A 23,172-nucleotide genomic window follows, 5' to 3' on the forward strand; every position below is an offset into this window, starting at 1 on the left:
AATTCCTCTCTTGAGAACAACCCCGGCACCGGATGACACGATGCCGGGGCAATCCACTCGTTAAGCCTGAGCGACGACCTTCTGCCAGTCGGCCTCGAACGAGGCAAGGCCCTGATCGGTCAGCGGATGGTGCAGGCACTTCTTAAGGGCTGCCATGGGCACGGTCGCGATATCGGCGCCAAGCAGCGCGGCCTGGGTTACGTGGTTGGGCGTACGAACCGAGGCGGTGATGATCTCGACGGTGTCGTCGACGTTCTTGCCCGTCCAGTCGTAGTTCTTAATGCAGGTCACGACGTTGTCGAGCTGCGAGATACCGTCCTCGGCGATGTCGTCGAAACGACCGACAAACGGGCTGATGTAGCGAGCACCGGCGTTGGCGGCCATAAGGGCCTGCGTCGGCGAGAAGACGAGCGTCATGTTGACGCGCACGCCAGCATCGGCCAGCGCACGGCAGGCGGCAAGGCCGGCCTCGCACACGGGAAGCTTGACCACGATGTTGGGGGCGAGGGCGGCAAGGCGCTTGCCCTCCTCGATCATACCCTCGGCAGTGGTCGCGGTAGACTCGGCGGACACGGGCAGGCCCTCGCAGAGCTCGGCAATCTTGAGCATATGCGGCTCAAAGTCGGCAAGCTTGCCGCCGGTCTTGGCGTACAGGGACGGGTTGGTGGTAACACCGGCCAGGCAGCCCCAGCTCTTGGCCTCGGCAATCTCGTCCAGATTGGCGGTATCGATAAAGAACTTCATGGTGAACCCCTTCAAAGGAAGCTAAAACTCAAAAGAATGGGACAAAGGGACTGCCCCTTTGTCCCATGTGCCGGGCCTGGGACATGCCCCAGGCCCGGCGTCGCGTAGGAAAAGCTACTTACTCGGCAAGAGCGGCCTCGATGCGGGTCGTGACGCCCTTGAGGTTAAGACCGACGACGTACTGCTTGATCGGGCGCTTGATGTGCTCGATGACAAAGCGCTTGCCGTCGATGTCCTGAGCGGCGAGGTTGCGGTAGAGCTTCTCGACCTGCTCCTTGACCTCAGGATCGTTGAACGCATAGTGACCGGAGACATCCAGGATCTTCAGGCTGAGCTCATCGTCGGCAAGAATGTCGTCGACCTGCAGGTTGACGTCGTCGCCAGTCATCCACTTGCGCCAGCGCTCGGTCTTGATAGCCTTGACCAGCAGGGTGTGATACAGGTCGGAGGGGTCATCGCACAGACCGTTGTCGACCAGGATCTGCTCGGTGGCGCAGAGCTTGAGGTAGGCGCGGGTCTCCTCGGTGCCATACTGCGGAGCAACGTTGGAGGCGGTCACGTGTGCCGGGATGTGCTCGAGCAGCGTCGCGTCGTCCAGATAGTCGGCGTTGTGCTCCTTCAGGCCCACGCCGTAGCGCTTAGCCATGTCGGCGAGCTCGCGGGCATTCTTGAAGTTGTAATGGCCGACCTGCTCGGTCCAACGGGTGAGCGTACCGGTCTGGCCGACGATAAAGGTGGGCATGGGGCAGCCGCGCTTCTCGAGCTCGGGCTGCAGCTGAGAAATGAACTCCTCGTACTTATCGGTAGAGGTCAAGCCGCCATTGGTCTCCTCGGTACCGACCTCATAGGCAACCTCGGGCAGGTTATGCTCGCGACGGTACTGCTCAAGGTAGTCGATAAGATCAATCGTGCGGCGAAGCACCACGTCGAGCGGAATAACCTTGCCGATCTGATAGGGGTCCTTGGTAGGGTCGACCATCAGCAGGTCAAAGCCCGCCTCCATGTCGGCGACGAAGGACTTGCGGGCGAGCTCCATGGCCTCGTCCTCGGGCAGGTGGGCGTTACGCTCCTCGTCGCGCTGCCACGGACCGCCGTGGTCTCGGCACAGGTAGTACGGACCGGTGTAACCCACCTCGTCGGCAACCTTCTTGATGTCGGCGGCAAAGCGCGTCTGGTCCCAACCGTTGACGTAGCCGGCGCCCATCTCGTCCATATCGACCTGGTTGCGGCTGGCGATAAACATGGGCGGGAAATCCTCGTCCTTGGCAAGCTCGAACACGGCCTGAATCAGGTTGGGGCTCATGGGGCCAATGCCGACCATGGTTGCGTGATCGCCGCTATCCTGCAGCTTGAGCATGCCCTGAACGGCCTGACGGATGGTGAGGTTGGACATTTTGTTCTCCTTCTCCAGAGGATTTTTGACAAAAGTTCCCTGGGACCCAGATGTGGGCCCTATCAGTACGGATGGATTTTGTTGTGTAGGGGCGGTTGTGCGGAGTCAAATCCATCCCTCCGCACAACCGGAGTCCTTAAAGGTTTACTTGGCCTGCTTATCGAGCGTGGGCTTCATGGCAATCAGGATTGCAGCGGCGACCACGGCGCCAATCACGATGTCCAGGCAGAACAGCGCGACGTTGTTGGTGGCAAGGGCGACGATAAAGCCACCGTGCGGGACGTAGCAGTCGATGCCCTGGAAGGCGGCAAGTGCCGCACCCACGGCAGAGCCGATGCAAATGCCGGGCAGGGTGTGACCGAGGTCCTTGACCGCGAAGGGGATAGCGCCCTCGGTAATACCGATGCAGCCCATGAACAGCGCGGAGATGCCCATCTGGCGGTCAGCGTCATCGAACTTGTTCTTGGCGATGAGCGCAGCGAGGCCACAGGCGATCGGGGGAACGGCGACGGCGACGCGGAACATACCGTTAGGACCGTAGATACCGGAGGCCATGATGGCCATGGTGAAGGTCGAGGCGGTCTTGTTGATGGGGCCACCCATATCGAAGGCGGTCATAACGCCAATGACCAGACCCAGGACAACTGCGGAACCGCCCTGCAGGCTGCCGAGCACGCCGGTGAGCCAGTCCATCACAAAGCCAAGCGGCGTGGCCAGGATGTAGATATAGGCCATGCCCAGGACAAGCGAGGTCAGAATCGGAATGATCAGGATGGGCATGATGGTCTGGATGGTGTTGTTGACCTTCCAGGTCTTCATCCAGCGGACAAAGTAGCCGCAGATAACTGCCATGATCATGGCGCCCAAGAAGCCGGTCGAAACGCTGTTGCCGTTAGGGGTAACGACCGCGTTGTTGACCAGGTAGCCCAGGACAAAACCGGGGGCGAGCGCGGGCTTGCCGGCCATCGAGTAGGAGATGTAAGCCGCAAGCACCGGGATCATCATGGAGATGCCGGCCATGCCGATGGTGTTAAGGCTCACCATCAGCGGATTCGTAACCTCCATGCCGTTGGCGCCGGCGGTACCGGATGCCAACGAGAAGGCGAGGAACACGCCACCGATAACGACAATGGGGATAAAATAGGAAACGCCGGTATTGAATGCATTGAGCAGCGTCTTGCCAGGATCGGCAAAGATAGACTGCTTGGACGCCGGTGTCGGGGCCTGCGGGGCAGCGGAGACGGCCTTCTTCTCTGCCTTGGCCTCGGCCTTGGGCGCGTCAACGGCGCCACCCGTCGCCTTGATAATCTCAACAGCCTGGTCGATGATCTTGACCGGATCGGCGATCACATCGGAAGTACCGACCTTGAGGAACTTGCCCTCGGCCATCTTCTGCTCAAAACGGTCCTCGTTCTCGACACCCACGTCGACGGACTCCAAGACCAGGTCGGCGGAGTCAACGTCTTCCTGCGTGAGCTCATTCTCGATACCCAGGCCACCCTGAGCCTCGACCTTGCACTCGATGCCACGGGCGGCGCATTCATCCTGAATCGCCTTCTGGGCCATATACGTGTGGGCGATACCCACGGTACAGGCGGCAACGCCTACGATCTTCATTGCTTCCCTCTTTTCATAGAGTTGCGTGCGCAAGACACCGTTTGCGGAGGCCTCCGGAGCATCCCCTGCCGTTTGGACTTGCTGTCTTTTCGACAAGACCAATATAGGTGCTCGTTTTTCTTAATGCCAGCTTATTTCGGTAAACGCGCAGGTCAGAGCGTTGGTTATGCGATTTAGTTATGCGTTTAACCAAAAATGAATCCTGCGATTTTACCCTCGATTTCAAAAGTCAAGAAGTATTTGATTTTCTCGGTAGACGGCAGATGCGCATGCCGGTCACAAATTTCGACCCCACCCGTATACCGCATTTGTTGCATACTCATATGAAAGGAAAAGGTCGCTCACCGAAGCGTATCCCCCACCAAGACTCAAAGTCATCATGTTGGAAAATGCTCATCTGTCGGAAGGAGTCGCTGTGGCAAAACAGCGCGTTACGATCGCAGACGTCGCTCGAGAGGCGGGAACCTCGACGGCAAGCGTCTCGTATTACCTCAACGACAAACGAGAAAAGCTTAGCGAGAAGACGCAGAACAAAATCGCGCGCGTAATTAAGGAACTCGGATACGTTCCCAATGCCCAGGCGCAAACGCTCACCGGCAAACAAACCCACGTCATCGCCATCATCATTTTGGATAACACCAACAAATGGGCGGGGCTCGTTCTCAATGGCATGGAGCAGGTCATGCTCCCCGCGGGCTACCAGACGGTCGTTTGCACGAGCAACTTTAACCCCGAGACCGAGCTCATGTACGTCGACAAGATGCTCTCGCTGGGCGTCGATGGCTTTATCATCCAGCCCACGGCAAACTTCAAAGCCGTGCACGACCGCATTAGACGCGCCGGCAAGCCGGTCGTCTTTTTCGATGCGGCCATCTATAGCCCAGGTACCAGCTGGATCAAAACCAACCTTTACGACGGCGTGTACAACGCCACACAGGCACTCCTCGACGCCGGCTACGAAGACTTCTTTTCCATTGCCGCCAACATGACCGAGATGCGCACCCGCATGGAGCGTTTTCAGGGGTATGCCGAGGCACTGGCAGCGAACGGACAGCTCTACAAAGCGATTCCCATCGATCACAACAAGCCGTCAATCAACGAGCTCACCGAATACTTTAAATTCAAGTTCAATCCCGCCAAGCGTACGCTCATCTTTGTCCAAAACCAATGGGCGCTCCCCCGCGTCTACAAGGCGCTTCAGCCCATGGCCCATCTGCTTCCGCAGCAAATCGGCCTTTTGGGACTCAACTGCGAAGACTGGACTAATCTCACCACGCCGACTGTCTCCACCATCATCGAGCCCGTCGACCAGGAAGGTCGCGAAGCAGCCGAGATGCTGCTCGCCCTACTTGACGGCAGCAGCGAACCCGGCGAGCAGCGCATTCTCGAGTGCAAGCTCAACTGGCTCGACTCCACCTCGATCTAGACCGCGGGACAAATTAATCAGTAGTGTTTGTCCCAAATCTTAAGTATTTGTTCGATAGAACGGCCCCTGCCGGCTCCTGCTAGACTGGTAGATTCCCAACCGTCCATCCAGGAGCCTCAATGTCGCGCAAGCCCGCCTACAAGCAAGTACTTTCCATCGGCACCGCCGTGGTGCTCGGGTTTGCGCTGTTTACGGGATCGCTCGACGGAGCGCCCAAGTTGCTGTCGCCGCAAAGCAATGAACAGGCGGCGGCTCTGGCCGAAAAGCAAAACGAGAGTCCCAGCCGCACCGAGGACGAGGCAGGCCTGGTCGCTCGGCTCGAATCGGGAACGGCGAGCTCCTCGGACCCTCAAAACAGCCAGGACTCTGGCGATGGCTCCGATTCCGCCGCGACCGACACCGATGACGACGTTTCCGCGGACAGCGCCGCCACCCCCATCGACGAGGTCGAAAACCCCGACCTCAACCGCGCCCGCGGTGTTTATCTCAGCAGCATTCCCGACTACGCCGGCAACCCCTACGTTGCCCTTCGCGCCGACAGCACGCACCCGCTCGGCACGCCGTCATTCACACTCGATGAATACGATCGCGCTACAGAAGAGGGCTGCTTTAAGAAATTCTCCAAGCTCGACAGCCTGGGCCGCACCCGCAAAGCACTCGCCTGCGTGGGCCCCGAATCACTCGGTCAAGGCGAGCGCGGCGATATCTCGCGTATCCATCCTGCCGGTTGGCACCAGCAGCGCTACGACTTTATTCCGGGCCAGAGCCTCTACAACCGCTGCCATCTCATCGCCTGGTCGCTCTGCGGCGAAAACGCCAACCGCAAAAATCTCCTCACCGGCACGCGCTATCTCAACGAAACGGGCATGCTGCCGTTTGAGGAGCAGATTCTCAACTATATTCGCGATACGGGCAACCATGTGCTCTACCGCGTCACGCCCATGTATAACGAAGAGGAACTTGTCTGCCGTGGCGTGCGCCTTGAGGCGCAATCGATCGAGGACCACGGCAAGACCCTCTGCTTCCACGTATATTGCTACAACCTGCAGCCGCACGTGCAGATCGACTACGCCACCGGTCGCAACCAGGCATCCGGAGACTAGTGCCGACCGCGCCACCCGTAACCCAAAGATGATCTGTTTTCCTCCGTCCCCCAGGGATCAAAAAGGGCCGCCCTGGGTTACCCAGAGCGGCCCTTGCATCGGCATGTATGTTGCAGGCAACGCCACACGCTACTTGGCGCGACCCTCCTCATAGCGCTCGACCAGCTTGGCCTGAACGTCATAGGGAACCTGCTCATAGCCAGCGGGCTTCATGGTAAAGTCACCCGTGCCGCGCGTGATAGAGCGCAGGCGCGTCGAGTAATCCGTCAGCTCGGCGAGAGGTGCCTGGGCGATGACCACGGTGTCGCCGCGCTCATCGGTCTCCATGCCCGTCACGCGACCGCGCGATGCCGAGATGTCACCCATCACGGCGCCGGCGTAGCTCTCGGGAATAGTCACCGTGATTTCCTCGATGGGCTCCAGCACCACCGGGTCGGCATCGGCGCATGCCTTGCGCAGGCCGATGCGAGCCGCCGCGCGGAACGCCATCTCGTTGGAGTCGACGCTGTGATACGAGCCGTCGTACACAGCAACGCGAATGCCCGTGAGCGGGTAGCCGGCAATGATGCCGTCCTTCATGGTCTCCTGGACACCCTTGTCCACGGCGGGGATCAGCGAGCGCGGAATGCGGCCGCCCACGACCTCATCCACAAACTCGTAGCCGTCGCTCGTGCCGTCGGGCCCAATAAGCGGCTCCACGCGCAGCCAGCAGTCGCCGTACTGACCGGCGCCACCGGTCTGCTTCTTGTGGCGACCCTGGGCGCTCGCCGTGCGGCGGATGGTCTCGCGATACGGAATGCGGATCGGCACGCTCTTGGCCACGACCTTGGTGCGATCCTCCAAACGGTTGAGCAGCACCGAAACCTGCGCCTCACCAACGGCGGAGATGATAGTCTGGCCCGTCTCCTCGTCACGATCGATGCTCATGGTCGGATCAGCCTTGCACGCCTTCTCGATAAACGTATAGAGCTTCTCTTCGTCGCCACGGTTCTCGGCCTCGATGGCAATGCGGTACTGCGAGTTGGGGAACTTAAACGCCGCAGCCTCGACCTTACCGGTAATGGAGAGCGTATCGCCCGTCTCGGCCGCCAGCTTGGGCGCCACGATGATGTCGCCGGCATAGGCGTGACCGACCTCGGTCATGTCGCGGCCGCACATCACATACAGGTGGGCCAGACGATCGCTCTTGCGGGTACGCGCGTTGATCAGCTCAAGACCCGGCTCAAGCGTACCCGTCAGCACCTTGATAAAGCTGATGCGACCCTGCTGCGGATCGGCCAGCGTCTTAAACACAAACGCCACCGGACGGTCATCGTCGCTCGAAATCTTGAGCGAATCACCGTCGATGAGCGGCATCTCGCCGTAGTCCGTCGGCGCCGGGAAGTACGTGGCGATGTCGTCCATCAGCGAGTTGACGCCCTGCTCCTTAATGCAATCGCCCGCAAAGACCGGCACAAAGATGCGCTCGGCGATCGCCTTCGACAGCAGGCCTTCGAGCTCCTCCTGCGTCAGCGTCTCCTCGCCTTCCAAGTACTTCATCATCAGTTCGTCGTCAGCCTCGGCCACCAGCTCGCACAGATGGTCATGGGCCTCCTCGGCCTGGGCACGATACTCCTCGGGAATCTCCGACTCAACGGCCTCGGCGCCGTTGCAATGGCGCGCCTTCATGCGCACCAGGTCGATGATGCCGTCAAAGTCCTCGCCCTCGCCCCAGGGAAGGGTCACGGCGCCCAGGCGCGTGCCAAAGCGCTCCTGCAGCAGGTCCATCGTGGTCGCAAAGCTGGCCTCGGGGCGCGACAGGCGGTTTACGAACACCGCACGCGCCAGGCGCAGGTCCTCGGCGGCATACCAGAGCTTAACCGTCGTAGGCTGCGGGCCAGCCTCGGCGTCGACCACAAACAGAGCCGTCTCGCAAACACTCATCGCGGCAAAGGCGTCGCCGATAAAATCGGGGTAGCACGGGGCATCGAGCACATTGATGCGCGCGCCCTTCCAGTCGATCGGTGCAATGGTCGTCGAGATGGAAAATGCACGCTTGACCTCTTCGGGGTCATAGTCGAGCGTGGGCTTGGTGCCGTCGTGGCCGCCCAGGCGGGCGGTCTTGCCAGAAAGGTGGAGCATGGCCTCGGCGAGTGAAGTCTTGCCCACCCCGCCTTGGCCTACGAGCACCACGTTCCTTACATTGCCGGTCTTGGGAGCACCCATGATGACCTCCTTGCAGGGCCGCGCGCATTGCGCGACGCCAACGGGGAGAGTTCGCGGTCGGTGCCATCCCGGGAGCAGCATGGTCGGCAGCCGAGCCGACTCACCCTCCAAATGTCCTATGCCACCACCCTACCCTCACGGGCGACCGTCCATGCACACCTTTCGGCACACGTATGAATACAGGCGGCGAGAGGAAGAGACAAGCTTGTGAGGCGATTATTGAACCCCGCCGATGCAAACAAAAAGCCGCCACAGACCGTAAGACCTGCGGCGGCTTCGCCTCAATTAATAGTTGAGCAAATACCTGAGCCTATCCCTCGATACGGCTCAAAAACTCACGCGTGCGCTGCTCGCGCGGATGGTCGATAACCTGCTCGGCGGGCCCCTCCTCGACAATACGACCGCCGTCCATAAAGACCACGCGATCGGCAACATCGCGCGCAAACTGCATTGCGTGGGTCACGATCACCATCGTCATATTCTGCGCCGCAAGGTCTTTAATGACACGCAGCACCTCGGCCGTCAGCTCGGGATCGAGTGCCGAGGTCGGCTCGTCAAAGAACAGGATCTCCGGGTCGAGCGCTAGGGCACGGGCAATACTCACGCGCTGTTGCTGACCGCCCGAAAGCTCACAAGGAACCTTGTTCTCGTTGCCCGTAAGCCCCATCTGCGCGATCAACTCGCACGCACGTGCCTCTGCCTGCTCGCGCGGGCGCTTAAGAACGCGGATCGGCGCATCGGTGATGTTTTTCATCACGGTATAGTGCGGGAACAGATTGTAGTTCTGAAACACCAGGCCAAATCGCGAGCGCGCCTGCCTGGGCACATCGCCCTTCGCATAGACCGCGCCCGAACCCGCATCCGTCGCAACGGCAAGGTCGCCAAACGAGAGCGAGCCTCCGTCGAGCGTCTCGAGCAGCGTGGCACACCGCAGCAGCGTGGACTTGCCGCCACCCGAAGGCCCGATAATCGCCACGACCTCTCCACGCTTTACCTCGAGCGAGATATCCTTGAGCACCTCATTGCCGCCAAACGCCTTACGTGCGTTTTCGATTTTCATCACTGAGTTAGTCATGATAATAGTCCAGCTTCTTTTCGGCGGCGCCCAGCAGCATCTCGACCACAAAGTTAAAGACCCAGTAAATCAGCGCCGCGATCGCAAACGGTACCATGCTCACCTGCGAGGCAACCAGGGCCTTGGCGGTCGAGAACATCTCGCCCACGCCAATGGCAAACGCCAGCGACGTGTCCTTGACCAGCGTGATGATCTCGTTGCCCATCGCCGGCAGAATACGCTTGGCGACCTGAGGCATCACGATATACAGAAACGTCTGCACGCGCGAATAGCCCAGCACCTCGGCAGCCTCGTATTGACCGCGCGGAATGGACTGCAAGCCCGAGCGATAGATCTCGGCAAAGTAACCGGCGTAGTTGATGATGAACGCCACGACGCACGCCGTCCACTTGGAATCGGGCGTGAGCGAAATGCCAAACACGTAGTACGGGGCAAAGTAGATGGCAAACATCTGCAGCATGAGCGGCGTACCGCGCATGACCGAAATGTAGATGCGCGCAATCCAGCGAAGCGGCGCAATTTTGCTCATGCGCATAAACGCCACGGGAATTCCCAGCGGAATCGACCCGAGCAGCGTCAACACAAACAGCTGCAAACTGACCAAGAACCCCTGGCCAAGCATCTGCATCATGACCTGAATAGACATTACTTGAGCACCCAATTATCGAAAGACAAACCATAGCTTGAATATTTATCGCAGAGGTCCTTGACCGTGCCGTCCTCGTAGAGCGCCTTGAGCGACTCGGCTACAGCATCGGCCGACTTGGTGTCGCCCTTCTTAAAGCCAACGGCGTAGTGCTCGCTGGACAGCGGCTCATCAAGCTGCGTATAGGCATCAGGCTTGGCGGCAAGCTGATACTGGGCAATCGAAAGATCGCACGCCACGGCATCGACCGCGCCGCTCTCGAGCTGCATAAAGGCCGTGTTGTACTCGCCGATCGTGTCGAGCGTGGCAAACGTCGCTGCCAGATCCTTCTGGTCACCCTCAAGCACGTCCTGCGCAGCGGAATCAGTCTGGGTAATCACAGTCTTGCCGGCAAGATCGTCCCAGCCCTTGATGCCCGCATCCTTCTTGACCACCAGCACCTGCTCGTTGAGCATGTACGGCTCGGAGAACGTGTAGTCGTCCTCACGGCCCTCCATGGTAAAGCCGTTCCAGATGCAGTTGATAGCACCCGAGTTGAGCAGCGTGTCCTTGGCATCCCAGTCGATGGCCTCGTAATCGACTTCCCAGCCCTGCTTATCGGCAACGGCCTTGGCAAGGTCGAGGTCAAAGCCCGTGTACTCACCATCGTCGCCTACAAAGCCATACGGAGGATAGGACTTGTCAAAGCCCACGACGAGCTTCTTGGACTCCGCAGCACCCTTCATGTCCTTGGCTGCGGCAGAACCGGCAGCGGAGCCCTTACCGGCACCACCGCCGCAACCGACAAGACCAAGGCCAAGCACCGTGACGAGCGAGCCGGCTAGACCAACAAACTGACGACGAGACATATCGGCATTCATTGTATTCCCCCTTGGTGGCACTTTAGTTAAGTAAAGTGAGTCTTGTAACGTTCAGAATCATACACTTTACCTTGATAGAGTACAAGGCGAGTTTGCCCGCCGCGTGAGGGGTGTGGGGGTTAAGTTTCCTGCTCTACAGTCCTGCTCACGACGGAGGCCACATTAAGTGGCCTCCTGTTCGTGCGGAACTCGCGATAAACTTAACCCCCACACCCCTCACGCGGCGGGCAACCGTCGTTGGGCTTATCACTAACACGAATAAACCGCTTGTATATCGTCTGCTGGCTTGGCACGGTACAATACTTGCAGCTTTAATTCATGAATTAGTGGAGTTATTGATGGCAGAATCTCGTGCGGAGCGTAAGGCTCGTCGTGCTTTGATCGAGGCGGCTGAGGGGTCGAAGGAGGAGAAATCTTCTACGAAATCCAAGTCTTCTAAAGCTGCAAAAAGCAAATTGACCAAGAGCAGGGCTAAGACCAAGCGTTCTGACTCTCGTCGAGGCGGGGACAAGGCGTCTCAGACTCGTTCCAAGCGCTCGCATAATAACTCGGTTCCGTCTGCGCGTAAGGCTGTGGACCCCAAGTCCCCCTGTTCGATCATGAAAGCTTGCGGTGGGTGCACGGCGCTCAATCGTCCTTACAAGAAGCAGCTCGCCGCCAAGCAGGCTGCTATGGAGGAGCTTTTTGCTTCGCTCTGTGAGCGTGAGGGTATCGCCGTTGATTCTATTCGCGGTATGGGCGTGACCCTGGGCGATCCGGGTAAATATCCTGCGCCGCGTGGCTTTCGTCATAAGGCTGCCACTCCCTTTGCTCCCGGTAGGGAGGGCACTGTCCGTTGCGGTTTCTTTGAGCGCGGCACGCACAGGATCGTTGCCGTACCCGAGTGTCCTGTCGAGGCGCCAGGTGCCCGTCAGATTCTCAACGGCATCGCGCGTGAGGCTGAGCGCCTGCGCATTCCCGCCTTTAACGAGGACAAGCATCTGGGCTTGCTTCGCTATGCCGTCGTTCGCTGCGGCTGGCGTACCGACCAGGTCATGGTCACGCTCGTGACCGCTCAGCGCGACTTGCCGCATGCGCAGGAGTTCTTTGAGGCTGTCGCCGCACTCAATCCGCACATCGTCACCGTCGCCCAAAACATCAACGGACGTCCCGGCAACGCCATCCTCGGCGAGGAAACCCGCATTGTATATGGCGCCGAGTGCATGCGCGACCAGCTGCTCGGTTGCGAATTCGATATCTCCCCTACCGCGTTCTATCAGACCAATCCGCAGCAGACCGAGCTGCTCTATCAGCTCGCTATCGACGGCATGGATCTGCACCAGGGCGATGTGCTTATGGATGCTTACTGCGGCAGCGGCACCATCGGTCTTTGCGCAGCTAAAGATGCCCAGAACAAGGGGATCGGCATCATGCTGCTCGGTGTGGAGCGCAACCCGGCGGGCATTGCCGACGCACGCCGCAATGCCGAGCTCAACGGCCTCACCCGCAGCGCTTGGTTTATGGCCGACGATGCCACCGATTACATCCTAGATGCCGCCGACAACAACGAGCGGATCGATGTCCTTTCCATCGACCCGCCGCGTGCCGGCTCCACCCCCGAGTTCCTCGAAGCTGCCTGCGCACTTAAGCCGCGCCGCATCACCTATATCAGCTGCAACCCCGTGACTCAAGAGCGCGACCTGCATCAGCTCCTCGACGGAGGCTATCGCCTGCTCAAGATCACGCCCGTCGACATGTTCCCTCACACCGACCACACCGAAACCGTAGCGGTCCTCGAACGCCGCTAACCAACCTCAGTATATTTTTGGGACAAGAAGGGTGGCGACCCGCCTGGGCCGCCCCCTTCGCTTGGTTTATAAACTCCGCTACATCCCATTGCGCAGATCGCACACGCCGGCTGCCGCCATCTCGCGCAGCAGCGTCTCGCGGTCGCGCGTCACGATCAAATCCAGCGGGAAGTGAATCTCGTCGAGCATCTTGCGCGCGTGATCGAGCTTGCCAATGGCCATGCCAATGTGGGCATCGGTCGACACGCCAATGCCCACGCCCAGCTCGGCGCAGCGCTCGGCGATCTTGCGGCATACGGCCCAATGCTCAGTGTCGACACCGTGTTCAAGACTATGGTTGTTGATCTCGATAATCTTGTGCTTGGCCTTAGCTGCCAACAGTACCTCGTCGATATCGAACGGCACGCCCGAGCGACCCGCGTGGCCCAGCATGAACACCTTGGGGTGTTCCAAGGCATTGACATACATCTCGGTCGTTTGGGCCAGCGTCGCGCCCTCAGCAATCTGCGGATTATGCACGCTTGCAACCAAATAATCCAAATTACGCGTAACCAAATCGAACAGTGAATGCTGACGGCTGTACGAATCGCCGGCAATATCGAGCGTGACAGGAGTGTCCTCGCCAAACAGGCTTCCGTCCAGCGAAACGATATCGGCCTCGGCACCACGCAGCACCAGCACGCCGCTCCAAATGCGCGGCCAGATATCCTGGTTGATAAAGAATTGGTAACTGCGCAGGTCATTGGGGCAAGCCGTAACCATAGAGCTCAGATGGTCGGCAGATCCGAGCACCTGCAGGCCACGCTCTGCCGCCCAGTACACATTCTCCTCAATGGTCGAATATGCATGCGCAGAGAACATCGTATGGGTATGAATGTCACAAGAAAGCAGGTAGGGCATCGGGTCTCCTTATCTGGCACGGCCGTCGCTTATATTCATTGTACGCATAGCCTTCGATAGTCGTAAAACCGCTCCATCCCAAAGACACAACGTCCATGACAACGGGGTCCGGCTTAACACCAAACCCCGTTTCACGTAAAACATTGTAGGCAGAGCGCTTTACTTTTAACGATACTCGTCCGCCAACTGTTTCCAAGCGGGTAGCGAATTGACAATCGTTTCGTAACTCACGCAATAGCCCAGGCGGAACCAACCCGGCATACCAAAGCTGTCCGAGGGAACCGCAAGCAACTCATACTTCTTTGCGCGCTCGCAAAACGCATTCGCATCGGGCTCCAACGCTTTCACCCATAGGTAGAACGCGCCATCCGGCTCAACATACGTGTAGCCGTACTCCGCCAAGGCGTCGGTAAGCGCCGTGCGGTTGCGTGCATAGGCCTCAACGTCACTCGGCTCATCGATGCAATCGATGATCACGCGCTGGAAGAGTGCCGGTGCGCATACAAAACCCAGCGTACGGGCAGCACCCGCAACAGCCGGCATCAGACGGGCAGCCTGCGGATTGGTGTTGGGAACCAAGATCCAGCCCACGCGCTCGCCCGGTAGCGACAGCGACTTGGAATACGAGTAGCACACGACGGTGTGCTCGTAGATCGAAGGAACCCAAGGCACCTCGGCACCGTACACGATCTCGCGGTACGGCTCATCCGAGATGAGCATGATCGGATTCTCGGGATCGCGCTGAGCGTTGGCCTCGCGCAGAGCATTGGCCAGTCGCGTCAGCGTGTCGCGTGTATATACGGCACCAGTCGGATTGTTGGGCGAGTCGATGATAACGGCAGTCGTCTTATCGGTAATCGCCTTGAGCACGTTGTCCACGCTCAGCTGGAACGTATCTTCATCGGCGAGCGCCTCAACACACGTACAGCCGGCCTTCTCAATCCAAACGCGATACTCCGGAAAGTACGGGGCGATAACAATAACCTCGTCGCCCGGATTCGTAACGGCGTTGAGCGCGCAGGTGAGCGAAGCCGCGGCACCCACCGTCATAAAGACGTCTTTGCCCTCATAGCTCGTGCCAAAGCGGCGGTTGAGCGATTCGGCCACAGCGGCACGACATTGCGGCAGGCCCGGTGCGGGCGTGTAGCCGTGCAGCTGGTCGCTCGGCAGCTCCAGGGCCTTCTTAATGGACTCCGCCACAGCAGCGGGTGCCGGAACGCTCGGATTGCCCAGCGAAAAATCGAATACGTTTTCCGCACCGATCTGCGCCTTGCGCTCAAGGCCATAGCTAAAAATCTCACGGATGATGGAGCTTTCCGCACCGCGAGCATACATAGTTTCGTTGATCATCTGTTCCCCTTTCGCATAGGCGCTATTGTACGCTTTAGCCGAGCAAAGTGTCGCAGCAATGTTGATTGGGGACAGACTAAAATGCGTGAAAACGCTCATTTAAGTCTGTCCCCAATCAACAGACGGCCCCATATCGCTCAAAAGAAAAAGCCTCTGCAGGTTTCCCCGCGGAGGCTTTCGCCACAAAGACTATTTGTCGGCGTCGGTGTCGGCATCGACGACGGCATGGTCATCGTCAGCATCATCGGATGCGGCTTCGGCATCCTCCTGCATGGCCGCCTGCGCAAAGGCCGCGGCATCAGCCGCCAGCTCCTCCTCGCTCATTCGAGGCACGCGCTTCTTGGTCGGCATGCCGGCCGCCTTGGCATTGCGCTCCTCCTTGGCCGCCAGGATATCGCCCTCGCGCTCAAGGTAGGCATCCCACTCGTTGTCGAGCAGGGCGTTCACGGCGTCACCTTCGACGGTCTCGCGCTCAAGCAGCACCTTCGCCATCAGATCGAGCTGATCGCGACGGGCGTCCAGGATCTCGACCGCACGACGATGGGCCTCGCGCATGATGCGCTGAACCTCGATATCGATACGGCGCGCCGTCTCCTCGGAGTAATCCTGGTGATCGGCGTAATCGCGACCAAGGAACACCTGATGTTGCGCCTCGCCAAACACTTGCGTGCCCAGCTCCTCGCTCATGCCCAGGCGCGTGACCATCTCGCGCGCCATCTTGGTTGCGCGCTCCAGATCGTTGCTCGCGCCCGACGTAATGTCATCGCACATGAGCTCCTCGGCAACGCGACCGCCCAAGAACACGGCGAGCTCGTCGAGCATCTCGTTCTTGGTCTTGAGGAAGTGGTCCTCCTGCGGAAGCTGCAGCGTGTAGCCCAGAGCCTGACCGCGGCTGACGATCGAGATCTTGTGGACCGGATCGGAGTGCTCCAGGATGTGGCCCACCAGGGCGTGACCGCTCTCGTGGTAGGCAATCGTGGTGCGCTCGGCCTCGGTCATCACGCGACCCTTGCGCTGCGGTCCGGCAATCACGCGCTCCATCGATTCCTCGACCTCGTCCATCGAGATCACGGAACGATGACGGCGAGCGGCCAGCAACGCAGACTCGTTGAGCAGGTTCGCCAAATCGGCACCAGTAAAGCCAACGGTCATCTGGGCGAGCTTCTCAAACTTAACGTCCTCGTCCATCGGCTTGTTCTCGGCATGCACGCGCAAGATCTGCTCGCGGCCCTTCACATCCGGACGGTCGACCGTAACCTGACGGTCAAAACGGCCGGGACGCAGCAATGCCGGATCCAGGATGTCAGGACGGTTGGTCGCAGCGATCAGGATGACCGACTCGCTTTCCTCAAAGCCGTCCATCTCGACCAGCAGCTGGTTGAGCGTCTGCTCGCGCTCGTCGTGACCGCCGCCCAAGCCAGCTCCGCGCTGACGTCCCACGGCATCGATCTCATCGATGAAGATGATCGACGGGGCCTGGGACTTGGCCTCCTTAAAGAGGTCACGCACACGGCTGGCGCCGACACCTACGAACATCTCGACAAAGTCGGAACCCGAGATGCTAAAGAACAGCACGCCCGCCTCGCCGGCAACAGCCTTGGCCAGCAGCGTTTTACCGGTGCCCGGAGGGCCAACCAGCAACACGCCACGCGGGATCTTGGCGCCCAGCTTGCGATAGCGATCCGGATCGCTCAAAAAGTCACGGATCTCCTCGAGCTCCTCGACTGCCTCGTCCACGCCGGCAACGTCTTCAAACTTGACCTTGGGGCGTGTGGCCTCGTTGGTCTTGGCGTTGGTCTTGCCAAACTGCATGTTCCTGTTGTTGGCGCCCATCATCTGGCGCATAAAGTAGAACATGATGGCGATAAGGGCGATCGTCGGAAGCACACTCATCGCCAAGTCGCCCCAAAAATCGGGATCGTTGGTGTTGACGATGTATTTGGTATCGGGGTGCTCCGCCATGAGCTCGGCAAGCGAATCGGAGCCGACATAGGTCGAAGAGAAGCTCTTGAGCTCGCTCGTATCGCCCTTGTCCTTCTTCGTCTTCCAGTAATGACCCGTCACGCTTCCGTCTTGAACCGTATAGGTCAGATCTTCGACGCGATCCTGCTTGATGGCGCTCACCATCTCGCTCGTCGCGAGCTTAACGGTATTGCTGGAATTGGCAAAGCCGGAGCCCATGTTAAAGAAGGCGTAGCCCAGAAGCGCGCAAGCCAAAATAAAATACAGCCAGCCCGTACGCGTGGGCTTCTTGCCTCCGGGCATCCCCGGGATCTTTGGGTCCCGGGGAGTCTGGGAATTGTTATCGTTACGGTCGTCGGGCATCTTACGAATAAACCTCCGGTTTCAAAATGCCCAGATACGGAAGGTTACGATAGCGCTCGGCATAGTCGAGGCCGTAGCCCACCACAAAGGCATCGGGGCAATGGGTTCCAACATACTTGGGCGTGATGGCCGAGACGCGGTCCTCAACGTCCTTCCACAGGAAGGCGGCGACCTCCAGAGAAGCGGGCTTGCGGCTCTCGAGGTTCTTCATCAGATACTTGAGCGTCAGGCCCGAGTCCAGAATGTCCTCGACGATCAGCACGTCGCGACCGCGGATGTCGATATCCAGGTCCTTAATGATACGCACGATACCCGAGGACTTCACACCGTCGCCATAGCTCGAAACAGCCATGAAATCGATGTTGGTCGGCAGCTCGATCTTACGCATCAGGTCGCCCATAAAGACCACGGCGCCGCGCAGGACCGCAATCAGCACCAGATCCTTACCCGCGTAATCGCGAGTAATCTCCTCGCCCAGGCGAGAGACGATACCGTCGATATCCTCCTGCGTGAACAGAACCTTCTCGATATCCGGATGTTGAGAAGCCATGACAACCCTTTCTTGTGCTTATCGCCCACACACCGCCGTATGGACGCGAACTTCACATTTTAGCAGCGCACGGGGTATATTTTCCAGCCCGTACGCCATCAGCGCGGGAATACCGTCAACGTCGCACAGAATAGCTGGCGTGGGACGCTATTCCGCATCGACCACGCGGAGCAGATATGCCACGCGCGTTGCGGCCGTGCACTTAAAACGCTCGTCCGCGCGAACTCCGGCGACCCACACCACGGCGCCCCCCGGCGCCGTCCTCACCATGGGCACGCCGGCGCGCTCGGAAACGGGAATGCGAGCCTCACCTAGCAAGTCGGATACTTTCTTGCTTCGACCACTCATCCCTAACGGGCACATCACGTCTCCCGGTACAGGACCGTCCACCCACAGGCGCGCCAATCGCGCCTCGGCAGGGATCTCGCCACGCGAGCCCGCCAGGATCCGCTCACTATCGCTGTCGGCAAAACCCAGGGCAGCCGCGTCTACCAAAGCTGTCACTTCCCCGGCAGCTGCAAGCTCACGGGCGCGGCGCACGATATCGCATCCCGGCTCAACGGCCATCGGTTCTGTGACCAGCATACGTCCCCCGCCCAACGGCAAACGACCGGGTACGGTAACCCAGTCCGCGACCAGGCCCTCGCGAGCCGCCGGCGCCTTGAACGCCAGCATGCCAAACTCAATGCGTGCGTCAATCCCCGCCGGAAGCGTGACCGAGCCGGCGCCCTCGGCAACGCAGGAAAGGACTCGCTCCACATGTCGCATCTCTGGACGAGCGTCCGGATCGATGCGCTTAATCGCCAGTCGCACGATGCGCCGCGCGATTACCACCTCGGCCGCAGCAAGGCGCCTGGCATCGAGCACCAGCGCGCCCGCCGCCTCCTTACGCAGGCAGCTTCGAAACGCCTGTGCCGAAAGCTGAGACAAAAACGCGTCCTCATCGCCTAAGATCTCGCAGGCGGCGCCAATCGTCTTGCAGACGCTCGCGTTGCGCTGCGCCACCACCGGCATCACTCGATGGCGCACGTAGTTTCGCAGATACGAGATATCCTCATTGCTCTCGTCTTCACGCCACGGCTGACCATGTACCTGTAGATAGCCCACGAGCTCGCCATGAGTTAGGTCGAGCAAGGGACGCACCACGATATTCCTCCGGCGAGGAATGCTCGATAGGCCAGCGGGCCCCGAACCCTTAATCGCGTTCATCAAAAACGTTTCCGCGCGATCCGAAGACGTGTGCGCGGTGCAGATACGAGCCGCCGTTCGCGGTGCCCCCATCTGGGCGCAGAGCTCGCGAACATACCTCCGCGCCGCGGCATAGCGCACCTCGCGGGCCGCGGCCTCAATATTGCCCGACTCCCCATCAAAATAAGCGTGCTCCACGCACAGCGGTAAACCATATTTCGCGCAGAGCTCACGCACAAAGGCCTCGTCGCCATCGGACGCCTTGCCGCGCAGATGATGGTTTACATGCAGCACATGCAGGCGCTCGCGAGCAATGGGGGCAACACCGCGTCCGTCTTGGATATCCAGCTTTGATGTGCACGCCATAAGAAGCAGTGCCGTCGAGTCCGCGCCGCCTGATACCATGAGCACGACAGGAGCAGCCTGCTGCCTCGTCCGGGTCTCATCGACTGCCCCAGGCACGGCATGGTGTCCATAATGCTGAGATACCGTAGGCATTTGCTTCCTCCTCTATTCGTCCGCACCCATTGTATCCTTTGGAATCTTATGTCTCGTCTGCACCTTCATATCCTCGGCAGTGGCTCTAAAGGCAACTGCGCACTCATCGAGGGCCCGCAGGGGCTCATTATGGTCGATGACGGACTGTCTCGCCGCGAGACATTAAAGCGCATGGCAGAACTGGGGCTCTCGACAGACAACGTCTCGGCTCTTCTCATTACTCATGAGCATAGCGATCACATCAAGGGCCTCGATGTCTGGTGCAAGCACTGGCACGGCCCCCTCTTTGCCAGCAGGGGCACTCTTTCGAACAAAGAAAATCTTTCGCATCTGCCTGTCGAGGAATTCGATCCCGGCGACGCCCTATCCATTGCCGGCATCCACGTGCAAACCTACTCAACATCACACGATGTCATCAATCCAGTCGGTTATCGATTCGACGCCCTCGATGATTCCATCGGCTTTGCCACCGACACCGGAGAGCTATCGAGCCAAGCCATGAACACCCTCAAAGATTGTCGAGTCCTCGCGCTCGAGAGCAACCATGATGTGACCATGCTGCGCGAGGGAGAATATCCCCGCTTTCTTCAGGAGCGCATCCTGTCTGCAAGGGGACACCTCTCCAATGGCCAAGCCGCCGAAGCCGCGCGCGAACTTGTTACCGATCGCACCGAACAGCTCATTGCCATGCATATCAGCCAAGATAACAATCGTCCGAGCCTTACCGTCAAAAGCTATGCCAAAGCTCTGGCCGCAACCCTGGATGACGAGGTCGGCAGCTCCGCAACCCTTCTCCAAGGATCGCGAAAACTCTCGATACGCCCTGCGAGTCAGTATCAGCCGGCAACCATTCAATAGACTGTCCTAGACAGCAAAAGGGGCCGAGAATCGCTTCCCAGCCCCTTTTGCTGTCTTTTCATAGCGCAGAACACCAACGAAGTTAGTCGATGGAGATCTTCGTAACGTTCTTCTTCTCGACGATCTTGGGAACCGTAACGGTCAGGATGCCGTCAGCGTACTTAGCCGAGAGGCCCTCGCTCGAAGCGTCCTTTAGATACACGCCACGCGTCGCGCTGTACGAGCTGAACTCCTTCTGCAGGAAGTTCTTGCCCTCGTTCTCCTCGTCTTCCTCGACATTCACGCTAATGGACAGACGGCCCTCATTGAGCTCGACATCGATATCGTCCTTGGCGACACCGGTCAGATAGGCCTTGACCTCATAGCCGTCGCCCTTATCCTCAACGTCAACGGGAAACGCCTTGGAAGCAATCGAGTTGTTTGCAAGGTCGGTCATATCATCAAACAGATCGAACAGCGAGCTAGCAGAAGGACGAACGCCAAAAACCGAACGATAAGGAACCATGCTTGCCATGTTTACCACTCCTTTTAGGACTGCCGAGCCATCTTCTAGGTGACTGGGACTTCTTTTGACGCTCTTATATATGCCCACCCAGTGCTTATATATACATCGACTATAAAGTTTTTTGAGTCCACTACTATAAGCATATCTAAGTGTGTGTGACTAAGGTTTTAGTAAGGTTAAGGCTCTTTGAACCAGAGCTTAAATAACGAGTATGTTCGCAGCTACAAATAACAAGGGGCTTACAATGAGCGCGTACACGTTGTTGGTAACGAGCTAAAGGGCATCATGGACGACCAAAACCAGAACAAAATGTTTATGCCGACGCAGGGGGAAGATACTTCCACGCAGCCGCCACGGTTCCATCGCCCCCACATCTCGCAAGAGCCCATTAATGATCCGGAGCCCGAGTATGTGACGAGAAATCGATATCAAACACTCGAGGATGCCCAAACGGGGCGTAAACATATGGGCGTCGCCTCGGGAGACCCTGTATATCTGAAAGACGCACCATTATCTAAAAACAGCGCAGCTAGTGAGGAGCCACTGAAAGCATCCGCTGCCAATCAACAAAGAGGTCCTCGACCAAAGCAAACCTTAACGCATTCGGCTCGCTATCTCGAAACGCCAAAACAGGGAAAATCAATCTTCGTTTCGTCAAGTAAACGACGCAAGCAGCATCGACTGACAATCCTGCTTTTGATCATTGCGGCCATAGCAGTTGCCCTTGTTATTCGATTTATTTTCTTTAAATAAAAGCTCAATACCAAAAACAATAAGATCGTCTGGTGTAATAGAGTCATTTACGCCCCGTAAACGCAAAAAGGGGGAGGCCGCGAGGCCTCCCCCCTTCTCAGTTCAAGCGTACGGCTCGGTGCCGTCCACCGGTCAGCGGCGCCCTGGCCTCCCACGGGCTGACCCCGCAGTACTCTCGGCGCGATGGGGCTTAGCTTCCGGGTTCGGAACGGGACCGGGCGTGCCCCCCATGCTCTGGCCGCTGACCGGTGGGCGGCGCCCACCGTTACGGTGTCCTGGGTCTCACTCTACACGTGCCCTGGGGGCCGCATGGCGCATAGGGGAGGTGACTCGGGGGCATCCTCGTGCCCGGACCGCGCATGAGCGCATGTCCCGCGGGCCGCGAGGTGCGGTTCCGGAAGAGCTCGGGCGATTAGTGCGGCTCGGCTGAGGACGTCGCCGTCCTTGCACCTGCCGTCTATCGACCAGGTAGTCTACCTGGGCCCTTACCGGAAGGAGAACTAATCCCTGGAACGGCTTCCCGCTTAGATGCCTTCAGCGGTTATCCGCGCCGCACGCGGCTACCCGGCCGTGCCGTTGGTCGACAACCGGTTCACCGGAGGTGCGTCCACCCCGGTCCTCTCGTACTGGGGGCAGCCTCCATCGATTCTCCTGCGCCCACGGAGGATAGGGACCGAACTGTCTCACGACGTTCTGAACCCAGCTCGCGTACCGCTTTAAACGGCGAACAGCCGTACCCTTGGGACCTGCTCCAGCCCCAGGATGCGATGAGCCGACATCGAGGTGCCAAACCTTGCCGTCGATGTGGACTCTTGGGCAAGATCAGCCTGTTATCCCCGGAGTACCTTTTATCCGTTGAGCGACGGCCCACCCACTCGGGGCCGCCGGATCACTAGAGCCTGCTTTCGCACCTGCTCGGCTTGTGGGCCTCGCAGTCAAGCCCGCTTGTACTCTTGCATTCAAAAGGACGGTTGCCGACCGTCCCGAGCGGACCTTCGCGCGCCTCCGTTACCCTTTAGGAGGCGACCGCCCCAGTCAAACTGCCCGCCTGGCACGGTCCCCGAGCCGGTTGACGGCCTCGGGTTAGGACGCCGGTCGCGCGAGGGCAGTATTCCAAGGGCGGCTCCCCGGGGGCTGGCGCCTCCGGATCTGTGCCTCCTGCCTATCCTCTACACGCGGGACCAGCGGCCAATGCCAAGCTGCAGTGAAGGTTCACGGGGTCTTTCCGTCCTTCCGCGGGTAAGTCGCATCTTCACGACCAGTGCAATTTCACCGGGTCCATGGTCGAGACAGCGCCCAAGTCGTTGCGCCTTTCGTGCAGGTCGGAACTTACCCGACAAGGAATTTCGCTACCTTAGGACCGTTATAGTTACGGCCGCCGTTTACCGG

At 59.2% G+C, this 23,172-nt stretch carries 18 protein-coding genes and 2 rRNA genes; 5 read left to right on the forward strand and 15 right to left on the reverse strand.

Going from position 1 to position 23,172, the window contains the following annotated elements:
- Positions 1-60 precede the first annotated feature (60 nt).
- From fsa to ABHU32_RS02250, 3 genes are all read right to left on the reverse strand, one after another.
- On the reverse strand, positions 61-744 hold the full coding sequence (fsa, locus tag ABHU32_RS02240; protein WP_006235616.1) for a fructose-6-phosphate aldolase: 684 nt from the start codon (positions 742-744) through the stop codon (positions 61-63).
- 118 nt (positions 745-862) lie between these two features.
- On the reverse strand, positions 863-2,137 hold the full coding sequence (locus ABHU32_RS02245; RefSeq protein ID WP_195192740.1) for a class II D-tagatose-bisphosphate aldolase non-catalytic subunit: 1,275 nt from the start codon (positions 2,135-2,137) through the stop codon (positions 863-865).
- Positions 2,138-2,281: 144 nt separating this feature from the next.
- Positions 2,282-3,754, reverse strand: a complete 1,473-nt coding sequence (locus tag ABHU32_RS02250) for a PTS fructose transporter subunit IIC (protein ID WP_117800246.1) — start codon at positions 3,752-3,754, stop codon at positions 2,282-2,284.
- 415 nt (positions 3,755-4,169) lie between these two features.
- Between ABHU32_RS02250 and ABHU32_RS02255 the strand changes: the two genes are divergently transcribed.
- Positions 4,170-5,180 (forward strand): LacI family DNA-binding transcriptional regulator, encoded by a 1,011-nt coding sequence (locus tag ABHU32_RS02255; RefSeq protein WP_040359542.1) that lies wholly within the window; start codon positions 4,170-4,172, stop codon positions 5,178-5,180.
- A 119-nt stretch (positions 5,181-5,299) separates the two neighbouring features.
- Positions 5,300-6,283: a DNA/RNA non-specific endonuclease gene (locus ABHU32_RS02260; RefSeq protein WP_346978757.1), complete on the forward strand. Its 984-nt coding sequence runs from the start codon at positions 5,300-5,302 to the stop codon at positions 6,281-6,283.
- 129 nt (positions 6,284-6,412) lie between these two features.
- Here ABHU32_RS02260 and ABHU32_RS02265 read toward each other — a convergent pair whose 3' ends face one another.
- From ABHU32_RS02265 to ABHU32_RS02280, 4 genes are all read right to left on the reverse strand, one after another.
- On the reverse strand, positions 6,413-8,488 hold the full coding sequence (locus tag ABHU32_RS02265) for an elongation factor G (RefSeq protein ID WP_346978758.1): 2,076 nt from the start codon (positions 8,486-8,488) through the stop codon (positions 6,413-6,415).
- Positions 8,489-8,798: 310 nt separating this feature from the next.
- Entirely contained in the window at positions 8,799-9,563 is a 765-nt protein-coding gene (locus tag ABHU32_RS02270; protein WP_254881781.1) for an amino acid ABC transporter ATP-binding protein, read from the reverse strand.
- A complete protein-coding gene (locus ABHU32_RS02275; RefSeq protein WP_006235606.1) occupies positions 9,556-10,209 on the reverse strand; it encodes an amino acid ABC transporter permease in 654 nt (217 codons plus the stop codon). The genes ABHU32_RS02270 and ABHU32_RS02275 overlap by 8 nt, the downstream gene beginning before the upstream one ends.
- Complete coding sequence (locus tag ABHU32_RS02280) at positions 10,209-11,069, reverse strand: transporter substrate-binding domain-containing protein (protein WP_346978760.1); 861 nt, start codon at positions 11,067-11,069, stop codon at positions 10,209-10,211. The genes ABHU32_RS02275 and ABHU32_RS02280 overlap by 1 nt, the downstream gene beginning before the upstream one ends.
- Positions 11,070-11,407: 338 nt before the next feature.
- On the opposite strand from ABHU32_RS02280, the gene rlmD reads away from it, so the two are divergent.
- Positions 11,408-12,856 carry a 23S rRNA (uracil(1939)-C(5))-methyltransferase RlmD gene (gene rlmD / locus ABHU32_RS02285; protein WP_430393424.1) on the forward strand — a complete coding sequence of 483 codons (1,449 nt, stop codon included), beginning with the start codon at positions 11,408-11,410 and terminating at the stop codon, positions 12,854-12,856.
- A gap of 78 nt (positions 12,857-12,934) precedes the next feature.
- Here rlmD and ABHU32_RS02290 read toward each other — a convergent pair whose 3' ends face one another.
- From ABHU32_RS02290 to tilS, 5 genes are all read right to left on the reverse strand, one after another.
- Positions 12,935-13,756, reverse strand: coding sequence for a phosphatase (locus tag ABHU32_RS02290; protein ID WP_138375042.1), 822 nt, complete (start codon positions 13,754-13,756; stop codon positions 12,935-12,937).
- A 165-nt stretch (positions 13,757-13,921) separates the two neighbouring features.
- The gene (locus tag ABHU32_RS02295; RefSeq protein ID WP_346978763.1) at positions 13,922-15,106 is read right to left on the reverse strand and encodes a pyridoxal phosphate-dependent aminotransferase; all 1,185 of its coding nucleotides are present in this window, start codon (positions 15,104-15,106) and stop codon (positions 13,922-13,924) included.
- A gap of 189 nt (positions 15,107-15,295) precedes the next feature.
- A complete protein-coding gene (gene ftsH, locus ABHU32_RS02300; RefSeq protein WP_346978765.1) occupies positions 15,296-17,371 on the reverse strand; it encodes an ATP-dependent zinc metalloprotease FtsH in 2,076 nt (691 codons plus the stop codon).
- A 61-nt stretch (positions 17,372-17,432) separates the two neighbouring features.
- The gene (gene hpt, locus ABHU32_RS02305; protein ID WP_022093938.1) at positions 17,433-17,981 is read right to left on the reverse strand and encodes a hypoxanthine phosphoribosyltransferase; all 549 of its coding nucleotides are present in this window, start codon (positions 17,979-17,981) and stop codon (positions 17,433-17,435) included.
- Positions 17,982-18,128: 147 nt separating this feature from the next.
- Complete coding sequence (tilS, locus tag ABHU32_RS02310) at positions 18,129-19,667, reverse strand: tRNA lysidine(34) synthetase TilS (RefSeq protein WP_346978767.1); 1,539 nt, start codon at positions 19,665-19,667, stop codon at positions 18,129-18,131.
- A gap of 48 nt (positions 19,668-19,715) precedes the next feature.
- Here tilS and ABHU32_RS02315 point away from each other — a divergent pair, with 48 nt between their 5' ends.
- Complete coding sequence (locus ABHU32_RS02315) at positions 19,716-20,525, forward strand: MBL fold metallo-hydrolase (protein WP_346978769.1); 810 nt, start codon at positions 19,716-19,718, stop codon at positions 20,523-20,525.
- An 82-nt stretch (positions 20,526-20,607) separates the two neighbouring features.
- Here ABHU32_RS02315 and ABHU32_RS02320 read toward each other — a convergent pair whose 3' ends face one another.
- The gene (locus tag ABHU32_RS02320; protein ID WP_040359532.1) at positions 20,608-21,039 is read right to left on the reverse strand and encodes an Hsp20/alpha crystallin family protein; all 432 of its coding nucleotides are present in this window, start codon (positions 21,037-21,039) and stop codon (positions 20,608-20,610) included.
- 276 nt (positions 21,040-21,315) lie between these two features.
- Between ABHU32_RS02320 and ABHU32_RS02325 the strand changes: the two genes are divergently transcribed.
- Positions 21,316-21,783 (forward strand): hypothetical protein, encoded by a 468-nt coding sequence (locus tag ABHU32_RS02325; protein WP_215693576.1) that lies wholly within the window; start codon positions 21,316-21,318, stop codon positions 21,781-21,783.
- Between the two features lie 130 nt (positions 21,784-21,913).
- On the opposite strand, the gene rrf is transcribed toward ABHU32_RS02325, so the two are convergent.
- Both rrf and ABHU32_RS02335 read right to left on the reverse strand, forming a co-directional pair.
- Positions 21,914-22,029: ribosomal RNA gene (rrf, locus tag ABHU32_RS02330) — 5S ribosomal RNA — on the reverse strand.
- 145 nt (positions 22,030-22,174) lie between these two features.
- Positions 22,175-23,172, reverse strand: a 23S ribosomal RNA gene (locus ABHU32_RS02335); the annotation flags it as partial.

It is taken from the genome of Collinsella aerofaciens (genome assembly GCF_039758965.1).
GTDB lineage: Bacteria > Actinomycetota > Coriobacteriia > Coriobacteriales > Coriobacteriaceae > Collinsella > Collinsella aerofaciens_BR.

Bases quoted from the DNA above. Each gene is read 5' to 3' on its own strand.
- fsa (WP_006235616.1), bottom strand. From the start codon at position 744: ATGAAGTTCTTTATCGATACCGCCAATCTGGACGAGATTGCCGAGGCC.
- ABHU32_RS02245 (WP_195192740.1), bottom strand. From the start codon at position 2,137: ATGTCCAACCTCACCATCCGTCAGGCCGTTCAGGGCATGCTCAAGCTG.
- ABHU32_RS02250 (WP_117800246.1), bottom strand. From the start codon at position 3,754: ATGAAGATCGTAGGCGTTGCCGCCTGTACCGTGGGTATCGCCCACACG.
- ABHU32_RS02260 (WP_346978757.1), top strand. From the start codon at position 5,300: ATGTCGCGCAAGCCCGCCTACAAGCAAGTACTTTCCATCGGCACCGCC.
- ABHU32_RS02265 (WP_346978758.1), bottom strand. From the start codon at position 8,488: ATGGGTGCTCCCAAGACCGGCAATGTAAGGAACGTGGTGCTCGTAGGC.
- ABHU32_RS02270 (WP_254881781.1), bottom strand. From the start codon at position 9,563: ATGACTAACTCAGTGATGAAAATCGAAAACGCACGTAAGGCGTTTGGC.
- ABHU32_RS02275 (WP_006235606.1), bottom strand. From the start codon at position 10,209: ATGTCTATTCAGGTCATGATGCAGATGCTTGGCCAGGGGTTCTTGGTC.
- ABHU32_RS02280 (WP_346978760.1), bottom strand. From the start codon at position 11,069: ATGAATGCCGATATGTCTCGTCGTCAGTTTGTTGGTCTAGCCGGCTCG.
- rlmD (WP_430393424.1), top strand. From the start codon at position 11,408: ATGGCAGAATCTCGTGCGGAGCGTAAGGCTCGTCGTGCTTTGATCGAG.
- ABHU32_RS02290 (WP_138375042.1), bottom strand. From the start codon at position 13,756: ATGCCCTACCTGCTTTCTTGTGACATTCATACCCATACGATGTTCTCT.
- ABHU32_RS02295 (WP_346978763.1), bottom strand. From the start codon at position 15,106: ATGATCAACGAAACTATGTATGCTCGCGGTGCGGAAAGCTCCATCATC.
- ftsH (WP_346978765.1), bottom strand. From the start codon at position 17,371: ATGCCCGGAGGCAAGAAGCCCACGCGTACGGGCTGGCTGTATTTTATT.
- hpt (WP_022093938.1), bottom strand. From the start codon at position 17,981: ATGGCTTCTCAACATCCGGATATCGAGAAGGTTCTGTTCACGCAGGAG.
- tilS (WP_346978767.1), bottom strand. From the start codon at position 19,667: ATGCCTACGGTATCTCAGCATTATGGACACCATGCCGTGCCTGGGGCA.
- ABHU32_RS02315 (WP_346978769.1), top strand. From the start codon at position 19,716: ATGTCTCGTCTGCACCTTCATATCCTCGGCAGTGGCTCTAAAGGCAAC.
- ABHU32_RS02320 (WP_040359532.1), bottom strand. From the start codon at position 21,039: ATGGCAAGCATGGTTCCTTATCGTTCGGTTTTTGGCGTTCGTCCTTCT.
- ABHU32_RS02325 (WP_215693576.1), top strand. From the start codon at position 21,316: ATGGACGACCAAAACCAGAACAAAATGTTTATGCCGACGCAGGGGGAA.